Raw genomic sequence first — 16,247 nt, forward strand, 5'->3', positions numbered from 1 at the left:
TTTTATGATTTATAAAAGAAGTAGTGCACTTTTTAAGGAAGCACAAAAATACATACCCGGCGGAGTAAATTCGCCGGTAAGAGCTTTTAATGCCGTTGGTGGCGAACCCATCTATGTAAAAGAAGCCAAAGGCGCTTATTTATACGACGAAGATGGTAACAAATTAATTGATTACATTGCTTCTTGGGGACCCATGATTTTAGGCCATGCCTATCAACCCGTTGTAGATGCTGTTATTGAAAAAACAAAAAAAGGAACTTCCTATGGAATTCCTACTGAAATAGAAACACAAATTGCCAAGTTAGCCGTTGAAATGGTGCCTGGAATTGATAAAATTAGGTTTGTAAATAGCGGAACGGAAGCTTGTATGAGTGCTGTACGCTTAGCGCGTGGCTTTACAGGAAAAGATAAAATTATCAAATTTGCAGGGTGTTACCACGGGCACTCCGACTCCTTTTTAATTCAAGCGGGAAGTGGTGCAGTAACTTTTGGCGCTCCAAATAGTCCAGGCGTAACAAAAGGAACAGCAAAAGATACTCTATTAGCAAATTACAACGACTTAGCTGGGGTAAAAAAACTAATCGAAGCTAATCAAGGTGAAATAGCTTGTATTATTATTGAGCCTGTTCCAGGAAACATGGGATGTATTATTCCTAAGGAAGGATTTTTAGAAGGTTTAAGAGAACTTTGTCATCAACATTCTATCTTATTGATTTTTGACGAAGTAATGACCGGCTTTCGACTAGCCAAAGGAGGGGTTCAGGAATTACTAGACGTACAAGCTGATATAGTTACTTTTGGAAAAGTAGTTGGTGGTGGTTTACCTGTGGGGGCTTTTGCAGCTAGAGAAGAAATTATGAATCATTTAGCTCCTGAAGGCCCCGTTTACCAAGCCGGTACCTTAAGCGGAAACCCCTTGGCTATGGCGGCAGGTTTAGCTATGCTTCAATCCTTAAACGAAAACAACGAAGTTTTTAAAAGTTTAGCCGATAAAACAAAATACTTACATGAAGGAATAGCTAAAGTTCTAACGGCACATGAAATACCGCATAGCATCAATCGACTAGGTTCAATGGTTTCTGTGCATTTTAACGAAGACCCTGTAGTTGATTTTGATTCGGCTGCTAAAGCTAATAATGAAACATTTAAAAAATATTTTCACGGTATGTTAAAGCGTGGTGTTTACCTCCCTCCTAGTGCTTTTGAAAGCTATTTCTTAAACGATGCATTAAGCTATGCGGATTTAGATTTCACGATTCAAGCTTTAAACGATTTAGCACCTGAATTAAAGAATTAAGTCCGTCTTAAAATTGAAAGAATATTAAAACCCACTAATATTTAAGAGCGAGTTTTTTTTTAATCTCCACTTAGTGATTTTAGATAATTTAATAGCTTCAACGCTTTCTCTGATAAAAAATACAAGAACACTGCTTTAGCAAAACTGATTTTTTGTTTTTAATCCTGCACTTACAAATGCTTAATGCATTTGACGTTTAAATAAAAATAAAACCACACTTTTTCAAGTGTGGTTTTGTGTTTGTGGGGTTGGGATAGAATTCGGACCTGTGACCGTCCCGACTTGAAAAGTCGGGATGCTCTATCCAGTTTTTTCAATTAAACGCTTTACTTTATTCTTACTCTTCCAGTTCTTAATTTCTCTTTCCCGTGCATAGGCTTCTGATTTACTTCCAAAATCTTCAGAATAAACTAGCATCCAATCTTTTGATTTGGCAGTAAATCCTTTGTGATCAGATAAGTGTTTTCTGATTCTTTCTTTTATCTCCTCACAGGTATGACCAATATAAAACTTATCTAAACTTTTGGAATGTAAAATGTATAACTTGCACATATAAAACAAAAGCCACATCATTATTGATGTGGCTTTGTGATCGCGACAGGATTCGAACCTGTGACCGTCTGCTTAGAAGGCAGATGCTCTATCCAACTGAGCTACGCGACCTTTTATTATTTCAACTAACTCAGAACCTGTGACCGTCCCGACATTAGAGTCGGGATGCTCTATCTAACTGAGCTACGCGACCTTTTAGCGATCGCAAAGATAATGTTTCCTTTTATTTTACCAAGTGTTTATAGAAATAAAAAGTATATTTTTTCAAAAAAAATGTCCCGAAACTCGGGACATTTTGATTTTCAATAAGTTCAATAAAAAACTGCTTATTTCATGTTTTTCATTCCATCTTCTATCATACCGAAGAACTGGTCTAACTTTGGAAGTACAACTATTCTTGTTCTTCTGTTTTTGGCTTTACCATCTCTCGAATCGTTTGAAGCGATTGGCATATACTCACCTCTACCTGCTGCAGTCATACGCTTTGGATCAACATCAAACTCATTTTGTAAAATTCGAACAACAGAAGTCGCTCTTTTTACACTTAAATCCCAATTATCAGTAATCACTTCTCTAGCTATTGGATCTGTATCAGTATGGCCTTCAACCATAAATTCAAATTCTTTTTTATCATTTACTACTTGCGCAACTTTTTCCAATACTTTTCTAGCTTGTTGAGTAACTTCGTACTTTCCACTACCAAATAAAAGCTTATCGGAAATCGATACAAAAACAACTCCTTTCTCAACGCTAATTTCAATATCTTCATCATTTACATTATCAAGGGCACCTTTGAGGCTAGTTACAAGTGCAAGTGTTACACTATCCTTTTTAGTAATAGCGTCCTGCATAGTCTTTATTTGCAAATCTTTTTCTTGCATACTTTCTAATGACTTCTCAAGGTTTTGAGCTCCAGTTTTAGAAATAGTAACAATTTCAGCTTGCGTGTTTAATAAAGCAGCATTGGTGTTTTCCAAGGTTTTAACTTGCTTTTCATACCCTTCCTTCAGGTTTTTCTTCTCTTCTTCACAAATATTTAATTGCATGTTAGCAGCTTTTAAATCGTTTTGTGTAGTTTCATAATCGTCATTTAAGTCATTGAATTTCTTTTTAGAAACACAAGATGATGACAAAATAGCTAAAATTCCTAATAAAGCGAATCCTTTTTTCATTGTCTTATTTTAATTTGTTATTTAATAACTGCAAAAATATATTGTTTATTGCAGATAACAATCATTTAACAACAATTTATATTCAATAAGTTTAAGTGATAATTAATAATGAATACAATAAGACTATTTACCCTTATTCTTCTGCATAAAGGTTTTTTAATAGCAATTCATGTGTTGTATGTATATCATTCTTTTATCATAAAACATCAATTAACCTTATAATTATTTTTTTTAAAATAATTTTTTCTTATGGCATGATAATGTTTTAAGATAAATTTGAAAATTTAGTTGTTTATTTTATAACGTATATTTGTATTTGAATTTAAAAAACAAAGACAATGAAAAAAATAATTTTATCATTAAGCTTATTAGCCGGTTTCACGATGGCCGCACAGCCTTCTGGTGATATAAGTTCTTGTCCTTATTTATCAGGTGAAAGCGCCAAAGAGGACAAAGCTGATAATCGGGATGGGAAAAAGAGAAAATTAGGCGATAAAGATTGGTGGCCTAATCAATTAGATTTAGATATTTTAAGACAGCATTCTGAAAAATCGAATCCTATGGGAGAAGATTTTAATTATGCTGAAGCTTTTCTACAACTAGATTTAGAAGCTTTAAAAGCTGATTTAAGAGAATTAATGACTGATTCTCAGGACTGGTGGCCAGCAGACTTTGGTCATTATGGAGGACTATTTATTAGAATGGCATGGCACAGTGCAGGAACTTACCGAACCGGTGATGGTCGTGGTGGTTCGCGTGCAGGTCAACAACGTTTTGCTCCCTTAAATTCGTGGCCAGACAATGCTAATTTAGATAAAGCTAGACGTTTATTGTGGCCAATAAAACAAAAGTATGGAGAGCAAATTTCTTGGGCCGACTTAATGATTCTTGCTGGTAATGTAGCTTATGAAGATATGGGCTTTGAAACCATTGGCTTTGCTGGTGGTCGTGAGGATGTTTGGCAACCTGAAGTAGATGTATATTGGGGGCCAGAATCTGAAATGCTTGAAGATGAGCGTTACTCGGAAGGAAGAGACCTTGAAGATCCACTAGCTGCTGTTCAAATGGGTTTAATTTATGTAAACCCTGAAGGACCAAATGGCGAACCAGATCCAGTTGCTGCTGCTCATGATATCCGTGAAACATTTGCAAGAATGGGGATGAATGATGAAGAAACTGTAGCTTTAATTGCAGGTGGACATACCTTAGGAAAAACACATGGGGCTGCAGAAGACAAACATTTAGGGCCCGAGCCAGAAGCCGCCGGAATTGAAGAAATGGGATTAGGTTGGATGAGTTCTTACAAATCAGGAAAAGGCGCAGATGCTATTACTTCTCCTGTTGAGGTAACTTGGACTTCTACGCCAACTGAATGGAGTCATGATTACTTAACATTTTTATATGAATACGAATGGGAATTAATGAAAAGTCCAGCTGGTGGTCATCAATGGGTAGCTAAAGATGCTGATAAAATTATTCCACACGCTTTTCATGATGGTGAGTACCAAAAACCTTACATGCTAACTACAGACTTATCCTTAAGAATGGATCCTATTTATGATAAAATCTCTAGAAGATTTTTAGAAAACCCTGATGAGTTTAAAAGAGTTTTTGCTGAAGCTTGGTTTAAATTGTTACATAGAGATATGGGACCTTCTTCTTCTTATCTAGGAGCTGATGTTCCTAAGGAAGAATTTATTTGGCAAGACCCTATCCCTAAAGTAAATCATACCTTGGTGACTGAGGCCGATGTTGAAAAATTGAAGAAACAAGTTTCAAAATCTAACCTGAGTGTTAGCGAAATGGTTTCTACTGCTTGGGCTTCTGCTTCAACTTATAGAGATTCAGACCGAAGAGGTGGTGCTAATGGAGCTCGAATCTTGTTAGAACCACAAAGAAATTGGGAGGTTAATAATCCTGAACAATTAAATAAGGTGGTTGCTGAGTTAGAAAAAATTCAACAAAAATTCAACAAAAAGGCAAAAGGAGATAAGCAAATTTCAATGGCTGACTTAATCGTGCTTGCTGGAAACGTAGGAATTGAAAAAGCTGCAAAGCAAGCTGGAGTTGATATTGAAGTTCCATTTAATCCAGGACGAATGGATGCTACTGCTGAAATGACCGACGAGTCTTCTTTTGATGTTTTAGAACCAATTGCCGATGGTTTTAGAAATTACAAGAAGAAAAAATATTCTTATTCTACTGAAGAATTATTGATTGATAAGGCGCATTTATTAACGCTAACTCCACCAGAAATGACCGTTTTAGTTGGGGGGATGAGAGTTTTAGAAACTAATTATGACGGCGCTAAACACGGAGTTCTAACCGATAATGCTGGCGCTTTAACTAACGATTACTTTGTTAATTTATTAAGTATGGATAACAAAGCCGTCGCTATTGATAAGGATAAGGAAGTTTTTGAAATCAAAGACAGAAATACAGATGAAACTAAATGGACAGCTACTCGAGCAGATTTAATTTTTGGTTCTAACTCAGAATTGAGAGCTTTAGCCGAAGTTTATGCAGCCCAAACTGCTAAAGAAAAATTTGTAAAGGATTTTGTAAATGCTTGGAATAAAGTGATGAACTTAGACAGATTTGATTTAAAATACAATAATTAATCTAATCTAAATTCCTAGAAAATCCCAAATTGAAAAGTTTGGGATTTTTTTTATAATAAATATTGTAATATGCGTCTAACTCGCAAGGCGAATGAACATTGTGCTTTGCGCTTGTTTTTTTTAAAACCTACTCTGATGCTATGAATTTTTTCAGGTAAGTCTTCAAACATAAATTCATCCGTCCAATCGTCACCAAAGCACAAAATCTCATCAAAGTTTACTTGCTTTTGAATTTGTGTACTTGCCCTCCCCTTACTTACTTTAGTACTTTTAACTTCAAGAACTTTGTTTCCGTCTAGCATCGTTAAATCGGTATTTGCTATAAAACTATTCAAAACAGTCTTAATTTCTGTTAGACTTTTTCGAGCTAGCTCTTTATCAACTATAGGGTGATACCACGCCAAATAAAATTTCTTTTTTTCAATACTACTTCCTGGTGTTCGGTCAACAAATTTTTCAAAAACAGAAAGTACACTTGGTATCCATTCGGTTTTCAAGTTTTCTGTCATTTTCCACTTGCCCAGCTTGGGTTTATAATACACACCGTGGTCTGAAACTAAATCAATAAGAAGTTTTCCTAACCAAGATTCTAGCGTTTTTTAATCACGTCCACTAATTACAACTACAGGCGTTTTTTCTTATTGGTCAGTTGAGTAATCAAATTAATTCGGCATTTATTCGATCTGATAATTGATATTCTGGCACTATTAAGGCATTAATTACAAAATAGTTTATTTTAGACTAGATCAGCTTAAATTATAGGAATAAATGAGATGTGTTTAAAATCATATTTTATATTTTTATGCAAAAAAATGAAACTGTTTAAATTCATCTTATCATTTTTAGTTATTAGTTCTTTTTCTGCTTGCTTAAACGAGTCAAATGAAAAACAAAATACCCCCCAACCAAGTCTAGAATTTAAAGAAATTGACTTGAAGGAAGCTAGTTTATTAGTTGATAACCCACTAAAGTGTATTGACCAAAAGTATCCTTATAAAACTTCTGTTGTTTACAATGCTGATGAAGATGTTGTTCCTCCTAATGAAATTCACCCTAGCTTTTATGGTTGTTTTGATTGGCATTCAGCAGTACACGGTCATTGGTCTTTAGTAGTTTTATTAAAAAAATTTCCAGACCTTCCTGAAGCCGAAGAAATTAAAACAAAGCTCATTAAAAATTTGAGCCGGTCAAATATTGAAAAAGAAGTTGAATTTTTTACTTCTGAAAATAATACAAGTTTTGAACGAACATACGGTTGGGCTTGGTTGTTTCAATTAGCTACTGAATTGAAAACTTGGAAAAACCCACTAGCTAAAGACTTGCTTAATAATTTAAAGCCTTTGTTAGAGTTACTTGAAAAGCAAAGCCTAGAATTTCTTCCTAAACTAACACAGCCAATTCGCGTTGGTGAACACAGCAATACGGCTTTTGCTCTTAATCTGATGCTAGATTATGCGCAAGTAGTTCAACATAAAGAATTGGAAGAATTAATCAAAAAATCAGCTTTAAATTTTTACCAAAACGACAAGAATTGTCCTATAAGTTGGGAACCTAGCGGCTTCGATTTCCTGTCGCCATGCCTTGAAGAGGCAAGATTAATGAGTAAAGTACTTGAGAAAAAGGATTTTATGGTATGGATTAATGATTTTCTTCCTCAACTTGCCGATGACGATTTCTACCTTGACTACGCGAAGGTAAGTGATAGAAAAGACGGTAAATTGGTTCACTTAGATGGTTTAAACTTTTCAAGAGCTTGGAACTTTTACGAGTTAAGTCAAAATTTTGAAGAACTTAAGCACCTTAGTGATTTAGGTGACTTTCACTTTATTAAAACCTATCCAAATTTGTTTGGCGATAGCTACGAAGGTTCACATTGGTTAGGAAGTTTTGCTTTATATGCCTTAGAAATTAGAAAGTAAAAAAAAATCAATAGCTAGTTTAAATACCAATGAAGTTTAAATTTAATTAACGCCTGAATTTTTGACTCATATCAAATACCTGCAATAAAATTTGTTCATCGTCTTTAGAAAATTCAATTTTTCTTCTTGCCATCACTAGTTTAGCTACTTCAAAGGCTTTGTTAGTTTTGTAAGTGGTTGTACCTGCACTTCCACCCCAGGAAAAACTTGGAATAAAATTTCTAGGAAAACCTGCTCCAAAAATATTAGCGCTTACCCCAATTACAGTTCCTGTATTAAACATGGTATTGATTCCACATTTTGAATGGTCTCCTATCATTAAGCCACAAAACTGCAAACCTGTATCAGCAAATCGTTCTTCTGCATAATTCCATAAACGCACTGGTGCATAATTATTTTTAAGATTAGAAGTGTTAGTATCGGCACCAATATTCACCCATTCACCTAAAACCGAATTTCCTAAAAAGCCATCGTGTCCTTTGTTTGAATAGCCAAAAATAACCGAATTACTTACCTCACCTCCTACTTTTGAATGGGGACCAACAGTGGTTCCTGTATAAATTTTTGCTCCCATTTTTAAGGTGGAAGAGTCACATAATGCAAACGGACCTCTAACGGAACAATTTTCCATGATTTCTGCGTTTTTCCCAATGTAAATCGGCCCTTCTGAAGCATTTAAACTTCCGTTGTAAAGTTTTGCGCCTTCCTCAATAAAAATATTTTCTGAATTAACAGTAAAAACACTTTGTGGAATAGCTTGCGATTTTCTTCCTTTTGTGAGCATATCAAAGTCGGCTTTAATACACTCATGATTTTTACTAAAAATATCCCAGGTGTATTTGATGCTAATCACTTCAGCCGAAAGTTCTATTTTTTCTAAAGCACTAAAATCTTCAATTTTTTGATATGCTTTGTAAGCCACCACTTCATCTTTATCGGTTAGATAAGTTGAAGTTTTTAAAGCTTTAATTTCTGCTATAAATGCTTCATTGGGCAAATAAGAAGCGTTGACATAAACATGTTCTCCTTCAGCTTTCAAACTAGGGTATTTCGCTTGTAAGTAGTCTTCAGTTAAAAATCCAACTTCGCAATGAAACAGCTTTTCCCATTTTTCTGAAATACTTAGAATTCCTACTCTAATTTCAGCAACAGGGCGCGTAAAAGTGAAAGGGAGTAAACTTGTTCTATGTTGATCGAATAAAATAATTTGCATGAATATTGATTTTAGGCTAAAATATTAAATTGATGGCTAATTTTTGATTTTTAAGTGAAAAAGCTTCAGTAAAAAATTGAATTTTTATTTTTTGAAGTATTTTGTCATTTGAAAAGCAAAGTTGGAAATGTCTTCAGAAAGATTTAAGCGAATTACAATATATAAGTAAGCTAAACCAAGAAGAAGAGACTTTAAAGCGATGTTCAACAAAGGATGAAATGGGAATTCCCAGAAGTAAAAACCAAAGCAAAAAACAAATAATATACTGAAAATCCAACCCGTAGATGAACTAAAGGGGTGCATTTTAAACTTGAAGTAAACAAATACTAATTTCACCGTATTGTATAAAAAATAAGCGATAAATGTAGCATAAGCAGCTCCGTAAATGCCGTAAGCAGGGATCATTATTAAATTCAAAATAACAGCTAAAACAACTATTAGTACGCCTAATATTAAGACAAATCGGTAATAATCCGAATTAAACAGAATACTATTGTTGTTGGCAAGTAGATTTTGATATAATTTTTCAATTCCTAAAAGCAAAACAATACTAACACCGGCGCGGTAATTTTCATCTATAAGTAGATATAGCTGTTGAATATTTACCAAAATTAAGCAAAAAATGAGACCGCTTACTACTACTAAAGTAATGGAGCTTTTTTTATACAGATTATCTAATTCTTGTTTTTTATTTTGATTGAGTAAACTCGCAGTTATGGGATAAGTAATTTGATGCATAGCACGTTGGGGCACGCCAATTACGGCGGCAATATAAACGCCAATTCCGTAAGTGGCTACATCACTCAAAGGCAAATAACGTTCAATCATAGTTTTATCTAAATCAAACAGGAAAACAGCCACCGTACCAGCAATAAAAATGAGAAAGGAATACTTGATTAAATTGCTTCGGTTGGTTGGAAAGCTGAAATTAAATATTGGCTGGTAAGTGTTTAAGGCATAAATCATTACAATTAAAGTACGAATAATATACAAACCTACTAAGGCATAGATAAAAGCGTCTAAGTTAATCCACTTAAAGTAAAGACCGAGGAGCAATACTACAATACAAACACGATGAAAAACTTCCTTCATTAAGTTTCCAAAGGTACTTTTCATAAAAACTTTACACCAAGCGTAAAATATTTCAAAATAAGCTATGGAAATAGCAATAACTATAATTAACCAAGCGTGTTTTTTAACAAGTTCATTACTTCCTTCAAAATAGTTAGCAATGTAGTCAAAACCTAAAAATCCAATAATACCTAATCCTCCGCCAAAAATTAAAGGAACAATTAAACTTAAACTTAGAAGCTGGTCTTGACTCTTTTTTTCTGTATATGCGCTAAAGAATTTAACTAAGGTATTTTGCGCACCAAAAGCCATAAAGGGCCAAATTAAGTTGGATGTTGAAAGCAAAAAAGTTACCAAACCGTAATAGTCCGGTGTAAGAAATTTTGGATATAAAAAAAGCACATTTACAGCTCCAAAAATGAAACCAAAATAAGTTGAAAACAAATTAGTAATGGATTGCTTAGCTACAACACCCATGTAAGTTTAATTTTGGGTAAAGATAGTTAGTTTGCCTTAAAATTTTAAGCTTAGCAGTATTTTCTTTAAACTATAGTTTTAGCAAAAAAAGACAAATTCTTTTATACTAAACGTTCCTTAATTACCGATTGCACTATATCTACCGCCACATTATTGTATTTATTGTTTGGAATAATTAAATCGGCATATTCTTTTGTTGGTTCAATAAACTGTTGGTGCATGGGTTTGAGGGTGGTTTGGTAACGCTGAAGAACTTCATCTAAGTCTCTGCCTCGCTCTTGAATGTCTCGCTTTAATCTTCTTATTAAACGCTCATCACTATCGGCATGCACAAACAGTTTAATGTCAAATAAATCGCGTAAGTCTTGGTGGGCTAAAACTAAAATTCCTTCTACAATCATTACTTTTTTGGGCAAAGTTGTTACGGTTTCTCCGGTGCGATTGTGTTCTTTAAATGAATATACGGGCTGTTCTACGGGAACACCTGCTTTTAAGGAAAGTAAATGCTCGTGAAGTAATTCAAAGTCAATGGATTTAGGGTGATCAAAGTTGATTTTTTTTCGTTCTTCAAAGCTTAAGTGAGTGGTGTCCATGTAATAGGAATCTTGGTAAATCACATCTACTTCATCGTGTTGTAATTCGTTGATGATATGGTTAACCACAGTGGTTTTTCCGCTTCCTGTACCTCCAGCTATTCCTATTATTAGCATAGTTTTAATTTTCGCGCAAAAGTAAACAAATTTTGGAATTAATTTTTACCCTCTCCTCCAAGCTTTCTTCTTTATTTCACGCAGAGCACACAGAGCTTAAAACGCAAAGTGCACAGAGAAATTTATTTAAAATTTATAGACTCTCGCAAAGGCGCAATGCCGCAAAGCTTCCAAACTCTTCGTTTTAATCACCGCAAAGACGCAAAGAACGCAGAGAAATTTATTTAAAATTCATAATTTATAGACTCTCGCTAAGGAGCAAAGGCGCAAAGCATTGTAATTTATAATTTACTAAATCTTAATTCTTTGTACTTACTACTTAATTCTTTTTTCACGCTTAAATCACTACAAAGACACAAAGAACACAAAGAAATTTATTTAAAATTCATAATTTAAAATTTATTTACTATCATTTTCAAATGACGAAAGACCTCTAAAAACAATCCAAATTAGTGTTCAAAAAAATAAACTTCGGTAGCTCCTTTTCCGTATTCGTAAAAGTCGGCTTCATAAAAATCCAAATGTTCAAAACGCCTTAATAAAGTATCTATTTCGTTTTTTAATACCCCTTCTCCTACTCCATGAATTAAAACCACACGTTTTATTCGTCTCTTAAAGGCGAATTCAATTTTGTGTTTAGCGGTATCGAGTTGCAGATTTAGGATTTCAAAATTCGACATATTTTGCCAATGATCAGTGAGTTTTTCAATGTGTAAATCGACCTCCATAGGTGGAGGAAGTTTATCTTTTGGTCTTTTCTTTGAACGCTTCTTTTGTTCCTTTTGCAAATCGATGGCACGTTGCACATTCAATTCAGTATAATCAATTGTAATGCTTTCCTTTGGTGTATGAATCAACTGTTTGGGAGTTGCTTTTACCAAGAAACCTTCGGTCGTTTCCACCTCAATTCCCTCAGAAGAAATCTTGACAATTTGCCCCTTGATTACATCATCAATCCATTCAACAAAATCACCTACAAGAAATTTATTTTTCGCCATTTGTTAGAAAGTAAATATTAGCTTTTTTCTTCGTGATTTTCAACAGTTACATCTTCTTTATGGTCTTTATTTGATTTGGGTTGATCTTCAGAAGCATCAGATTTATTGTCGGAAACCCATTGTTGCGTTGATTTGTACAATCCATACATTAAAACAACAAGTCCTGCAATCTGGAAATAAGCCTCTTCTTGTTCATAAACTAAGCTATAAATCAATAAAGCTGCTCCAATAACAATAAGAAAAGTATTAATAGTTTGACTCTTAGTATTCATTACAATCACAATTTCTACAAAGGTATTTAAAAAAGTTATCAAGTTTTGCACAAAAACTGAATATTCAAGAAGTATGTTCGAAACAATTTTTATATTGCGTTAAATTTATTAACAAAATGCTTAAGAAATTATTTCCTACTCATTGGGATATAAATAAGTATTGAACCTATCGAACGCTAAGTGGTTCGACTTTAAAAATAAAAATAAATGAAAGATTCTACTAAATTAGACCAATTTTTAATTAGCAATTCCAAATACTTTGAAGCACGTGATTTGAATATATTGTCCCCAAGTATTGAACGTGCAATTGACACTAAGTGGCCAATTTTAAGAAGTATAACTTTTAAAGACCCAACACTGATGCTTGTTGTCTCAATATTTGCTGGTAGCTTAGGAATTGATCGTTTTTTGTTAGGGCAAACACTTAATGGTGTTTTAAAATTAATCACTCTTGGCGGATGTGGTATTTGGACCATTGTAGATTGGTTTTTAATTATGGGCTTAACTAAAGAAAAAAACAAACAAGACTTAATAGCGGTTATCAACTAATGCAAATTGAACAACTTTCTCGGCAACTAGATGCTACTGAAAAGCAAAAAGCTAGTCTAGCTTATGTCATTTCTTTGATTATTGTTATAGCTAGTTTACCTCTACCTATTGCTGGATTTTTAGCTACTCTAGGCTATGCTAAAGTACAGCAAAAGTATTCAAATTTTGTACGGTTTCATTGTTGGCAGGCTGTACTCTCTCAACTTATTTTGTTGGCTTTTACCAGTGTTTTCTGGGGGTGGTCTATTCAAATTTTGATGAGCAGTCAAGAAATCACGAATAAGTATTTATACTTTGCTGCTTTTTTAATCATATTTGTTATAATTGAAAGTGTTTTTGCCATTGTTTCAGCCTATCAAATAGAACAAGGCAAGCATCCCAAATGGTGGATAATAGGAAGTTACTTAGACCAAAGAATAGGAGATGTTGAGAAATATTAAAAATGTACATCTCAGGGTTCTACTAATTTTTGCCGGCTTTCTCCTAGTTGGCTATTATTTTTTCTTTGGTCATTCGTCAGTTTTTTATTTGCCTTGTATATTCCACAGCTTTACCGGTTACCAATGTCCGGGCTGTGGTGGACAACGTGCCTTTCACGAATTACTACACGGAAATTTCATTCAAGCCTTTCAGCTCAATCCACTTATTTTTGTTGTTCTATTTGTGGTTTTGCTTAAAATCCTCAGCAGGAAATATCCAATTATTAAAACTTCGCTCAACAATAAATGGGTATTTGGTAGTTTGCTATTTTTAGTCCTTCTGTTCACTATTTTCAGAAATTTGAATTAAAACATATCAATTTGCTTATTTTTGCTGAAAATTTTAAACAATGCAAGACGGTTTATACGCACATTTCAAAACTTCAAAAGGAAGTATAAAAGTAGAATTAACTTATCAAAAAACTCCCGGTACAGTGGGGAATTTTGTTGGCTTAGCCGAAGGAAAAATCAAAAATTCAGCAAAGGCTGATGGTGAAGCCTACTACGATGGACTTAAGTTTCATCGAGTAATTGAGAGTTTTATGATTCAAGGTGGAGACCCCAAAGGAACTGGAACTGGAGGTCCTGGATATAAGTTTGAAGACGAATTTCACCCTGACTTAAAACACAATCGAGCAGGCGTTTTATCTATGGCCAACGCAGGCCCAGGAACCAATGGAAGTCAGTTTTTTATCACCCACAACGAAACTCCGTGGTTAGACAATAAGCACACGGTTTTTGGTTTTGTAGCCGAAGGACAAGAAGTAGTTGACAGCATTCAGCAGGGCGACAAAATTGAGGAGTTAGTCATTGAACGCATTGGTGAAAAAGCTGAAAATTTTGATGCTGTTGAAGCTTTTGAACACTTCAAAAAAGCAAAAGAAGAAAGAGAGGCTCAAGCAAAAGCTGAAGCTGAAAAGAAATTGGAAGAGGTTAGCCAAGGTTTTCAGAAAACAGATGAAGGTTTGCGTTACCAAATCATACAAGAAGGTACAGGAAAACAAGCTGAGAAAGGAAAGATTGTTAGCGTTCATTACAAAGGAAGTTTGCTTAACGGACAAGAGTTTGACAACTCCTACAAACGTGGAAAACCCATTGATTTTCCTCTAGGTGTTGGTCAAGTAATTGAAGGATGGGACAAAGGAATTGCTTTGTTGAAAGAAGGTAGCAAAGCTAGATTTGTTATTCCTCCTCACATGGCCTACGGCGATCGAGCTGTTGGTGGCGTCATTCCTGCTAACTCTCCACTACTTTTTGATGTGGAGTTGATCGAAGTGAAGTAATTAGGTAATTGTTATACTATTGAGTGAGCTTCATTTATTGAAGCTCACTTTTATTTTATATCAATTGAATTTTAAAATGAGATTAAATTGAAGCACAACTTGTAATAGGATTTAATAACTTTTATTATCCAAAGCATTGTTTAAAACCCTACTCTTTAATCAATTTCTTCCGCCAAATCTCTCCTTCTCTACTAGTGAGTTCTACAAAATAGACTCCCGATGAAAAATTAGTGACATCAAGACTTTCTTGTTGATAGCTTGGCTTTTGAAGGATTAATTTTCCTTGTAAATTAAAAATTTTTAACTCACTTGTTCCAATTTCTGAAGGGTAATTAACTTGAAAATAAGTAATTGCGGGATTGGGATACAAACTTGTGTTGGTAAATTCTTCGTTAGGTGATGAAAAAGTATCGGTTTCACATAAATCGGCTAAAGGTTGATAAATACTCTCGTGAATTAGATCATCTTTTTCTATACAAGTCAACAGTGCATATTGATATAGATGAAAATAACCATAAGTAGAGCCTAAACCCTCAACAAACATCAAGCTTTGTGTTTCCCAGCCTTCTAAGCCTTGACCAAAACTTGGGTCAAATTCTCTGTCAAATACAATATGTTTTTTATCATTTTCAGAATACACATCTACTACAGTTATTGTTTCTGTGAGACTTTGATCTTCCACAGGGTCGCGAAAGTAAGTAAATTCATCACCAATTTCTAAACTCATGTCAACCACTAATACTTCATCCTCTTTTGATGTGGGTGGTGTGTTTAATGATGCTGGTGGTAATAACCAAACTTTTCCGTTCTCCAAATCTTCTCTCAAGTAATAAACCAAAGCCATCTCAGTCCATTCATCATTATTGATTTTTGTAAACCATACAAATTCATGATAGATTGTATCTTCAACCATGATAGTATTATTAGAATAAAAACCATCAAAACTCGTGGTAAATTCTACTGGCATATTATCTATAATCAACAATTGCATTCTTGTTGATTCTTCCCCAAAAATAGATTCATATTGGGCGTTAGTATGATTAGATAAAATAAGATTAATTAATAGAAATAGTGTTATTATATTGAATTGATTTTTCATGACTTTATAATTTTTGTATGATTTTATTATCTACTTGCTCTCCATCACAAACTAAAACTATTACGTAGTAGCCAACAGGAAAATTAGATATATTAATTGATGTTGTATCTTGGCTTGGATCAATTTGGAAGTTAGTATCACAATTTAAAAAGTTTGAGGATTCATCAAAAATTAATGGGGGGGGGGTAAATATTTTTCATGATTTGTAAATTTTCGTTAAATATAACAGAAAAAAAAATAAAAAGTAATCTTTCTGTCAAAAAACTTCTTGCTAAGCAGTAAGTAAAGAATGCTGAAAAATAAACCTAAAAACCTGAGTTCGATTATTCTCACTTTGTCAAAACTGTTTTAAATAGTAAGTTACGAACTTTTTTAAGACGTAATATCTGGATATTGGGGAGTAAAAAAGTAAAGTAGATTGCTGTTTAAAACTGAATCATCTATTTCGTTCAATAAGAACATCCATTTACTGCGTTAATTTTTATCACGATAGCTAATGCTATCCTTCAAAAAATTGCCTTGTAACTGAATATCC

16 protein-coding genes and 1 tRNA gene are annotated in these 16,247 nt (G+C 33.9%); 7 read left to right on the forward strand and 10 right to left on the reverse strand.

What is annotated here, in order from left to right; all coding sequences use genetic code 11:
* The first annotated feature begins 4 nt into the window (after nt 1-4).
* Entirely contained in the window at nt 5-1,297 is a 1,293-nt protein-coding gene (gene hemL, locus G7034_RS05180) for a glutamate-1-semialdehyde 2,1-aminomutase (protein WP_166399900.1), read from the forward strand.
* A 300-nt stretch (nt 1,298-1,597) separates the two neighbouring features.
* On the opposite strand, the gene G7034_RS05185 is transcribed toward hemL, so the two are convergent.
* The 3 genes from G7034_RS05185 to G7034_RS05195 all read right to left on the reverse strand — a co-directional run bounded on the left by G7034_RS05185 (nt 1,598) and on the right by G7034_RS05195 (nt 3,021).
* Nucleotides 1,598-1,849, reverse strand: a complete 252-nt coding sequence (locus tag G7034_RS05185; protein ID WP_166399901.1) for a GIY-YIG nuclease family protein — start codon at nt 1,847-1,849, stop codon at nt 1,598-1,600.
* A gap of 37 nt (nt 1,850-1,886) precedes the next feature.
* Nucleotides 1,887-1,960: transfer RNA gene (locus G7034_RS05190), tRNA-Arg, on the reverse strand.
* A gap of 215 nt (nt 1,961-2,175) precedes the next feature.
* Nucleotides 2,176-3,021: an OmpA/MotB family protein gene (locus G7034_RS05195; RefSeq protein WP_166399902.1), complete on the reverse strand. Its 846-nt coding sequence runs from the start codon at nt 3,019-3,021 to the stop codon at nt 2,176-2,178.
* Nucleotides 3,022-3,359: 338 nt separating this feature from the next.
* Here G7034_RS05195 and katG point away from each other — a divergent pair, with 338 nt between their 5' ends.
* Nucleotides 3,360-5,642: a catalase/peroxidase HPI gene (gene katG / locus G7034_RS05200; RefSeq protein WP_166399903.1), complete on the forward strand. Its 2,283-nt coding sequence runs from the start codon at nt 3,360-3,362 to the stop codon at nt 5,640-5,642.
* 50 nt (nt 5,643-5,692) lie between these two features.
* Here the strand turns inward: katG and otsB are convergent, their stop codons facing one another.
* Complete coding sequence (otsB, locus tag G7034_RS05205; protein ID WP_317163738.1) at nt 5,693-6,208, reverse strand: trehalose-phosphatase; 516 nt, start codon at nt 6,206-6,208, stop codon at nt 5,693-5,695.
* A 246-nt stretch (nt 6,209-6,454) separates the two neighbouring features.
* Here otsB and G7034_RS05210 point away from each other — a divergent pair, with 246 nt between their 5' ends.
* Nucleotides 6,455-7,561 (forward strand): DUF2891 domain-containing protein, encoded by a 1,107-nt coding sequence (locus G7034_RS05210; protein WP_166399905.1) that lies wholly within the window; start codon nt 6,455-6,457, stop codon nt 7,559-7,561.
* A 46-nt stretch (nt 7,562-7,607) separates the two neighbouring features.
* Here the strand turns inward: G7034_RS05210 and G7034_RS05215 are convergent, their stop codons facing one another.
* The 5 genes from G7034_RS05215 to G7034_RS05235 all read right to left on the reverse strand — a co-directional run bounded on the left by G7034_RS05215 (nt 7,608) and on the right by G7034_RS05235 (nt 12,302).
* Entirely contained in the window at nt 7,608-8,774 is a 1,167-nt protein-coding gene (locus tag G7034_RS05215; RefSeq protein ID WP_166399906.1) for a GlmU family protein, read from the reverse strand.
* An 84-nt stretch (nt 8,775-8,858) separates the two neighbouring features.
* Nucleotides 8,859-10,322 (reverse strand): oligosaccharide flippase family protein, encoded by a 1,464-nt coding sequence (locus tag G7034_RS05220; RefSeq protein ID WP_166399907.1) that lies wholly within the window; start codon nt 10,320-10,322, stop codon nt 8,859-8,861.
* Between the two features lie 101 nt (nt 10,323-10,423).
* The gene (gene udk / locus G7034_RS05225) at nt 10,424-11,032 is read right to left on the reverse strand and encodes a uridine kinase (RefSeq protein ID WP_166399908.1); all 609 of its coding nucleotides are present in this window, start codon (nt 11,030-11,032) and stop codon (nt 10,424-10,426) included.
* Between the two features lie 449 nt (nt 11,033-11,481).
* Entirely contained in the window at nt 11,482-12,030 is a 549-nt protein-coding gene (locus G7034_RS05230; RefSeq protein WP_166399909.1) for a Smr/MutS family protein, read from the reverse strand.
* Nucleotides 12,031-12,047: 17 nt separating this feature from the next.
* Nucleotides 12,048-12,302 (reverse strand): hypothetical protein, encoded by a 255-nt coding sequence (locus tag G7034_RS05235; protein WP_166399758.1) that lies wholly within the window; start codon nt 12,300-12,302, stop codon nt 12,048-12,050.
* Between the two features lie 207 nt (nt 12,303-12,509).
* Between G7034_RS05235 and G7034_RS05240 the strand changes: the two genes are divergently transcribed.
* From G7034_RS05240 to G7034_RS05255, 4 genes are read left to right on the forward strand one after another with little or no spacing between them, the layout of a single operon-like run.
* A complete protein-coding gene (locus G7034_RS05240; protein WP_166399910.1) occupies nt 12,510-12,851 on the forward strand; it encodes a TM2 domain-containing protein in 342 nt (113 codons plus the stop codon).
* Nucleotides 12,851-13,291, forward strand: a complete 441-nt coding sequence (locus G7034_RS05245) for a hypothetical protein (protein WP_166399911.1) — start codon at nt 12,851-12,853, stop codon at nt 13,289-13,291. Before G7034_RS05240 ends, G7034_RS05245 begins: the two co-directional genes overlap by 1 nt.
* Nucleotides 13,275-13,640: a DUF2752 domain-containing protein gene (locus G7034_RS12075; RefSeq protein WP_166399912.1), complete on the forward strand. Its 366-nt coding sequence runs from the start codon at nt 13,275-13,277 to the stop codon at nt 13,638-13,640. The genes G7034_RS05245 and G7034_RS12075 overlap by 17 nt, the downstream gene beginning before the upstream one ends.
* Nucleotides 13,641-13,680: 40 nt before the next feature.
* Nucleotides 13,681-14,613, forward strand: a complete 933-nt coding sequence (locus G7034_RS05255) for a peptidylprolyl isomerase (protein ID WP_166399913.1) — start codon at nt 13,681-13,683, stop codon at nt 14,611-14,613.
* A 148-nt stretch (nt 14,614-14,761) separates the two neighbouring features.
* Here G7034_RS05255 and G7034_RS05260 read toward each other — a convergent pair whose 3' ends face one another.
* A complete protein-coding gene (locus tag G7034_RS05260) occupies nt 14,762-15,712 on the reverse strand; it encodes a T9SS type A sorting domain-containing protein (protein WP_166399914.1) in 951 nt (316 codons plus the stop codon).
* Nucleotides 15,713-16,247: the final 535 nt, after the last annotated feature.

Source organism: Psychroflexus maritimus, assembly GCF_011089875.1.
GTDB lineage: Bacteria > Bacteroidota > Bacteroidia > Flavobacteriales > Flavobacteriaceae > Psychroflexus > Psychroflexus maritimus.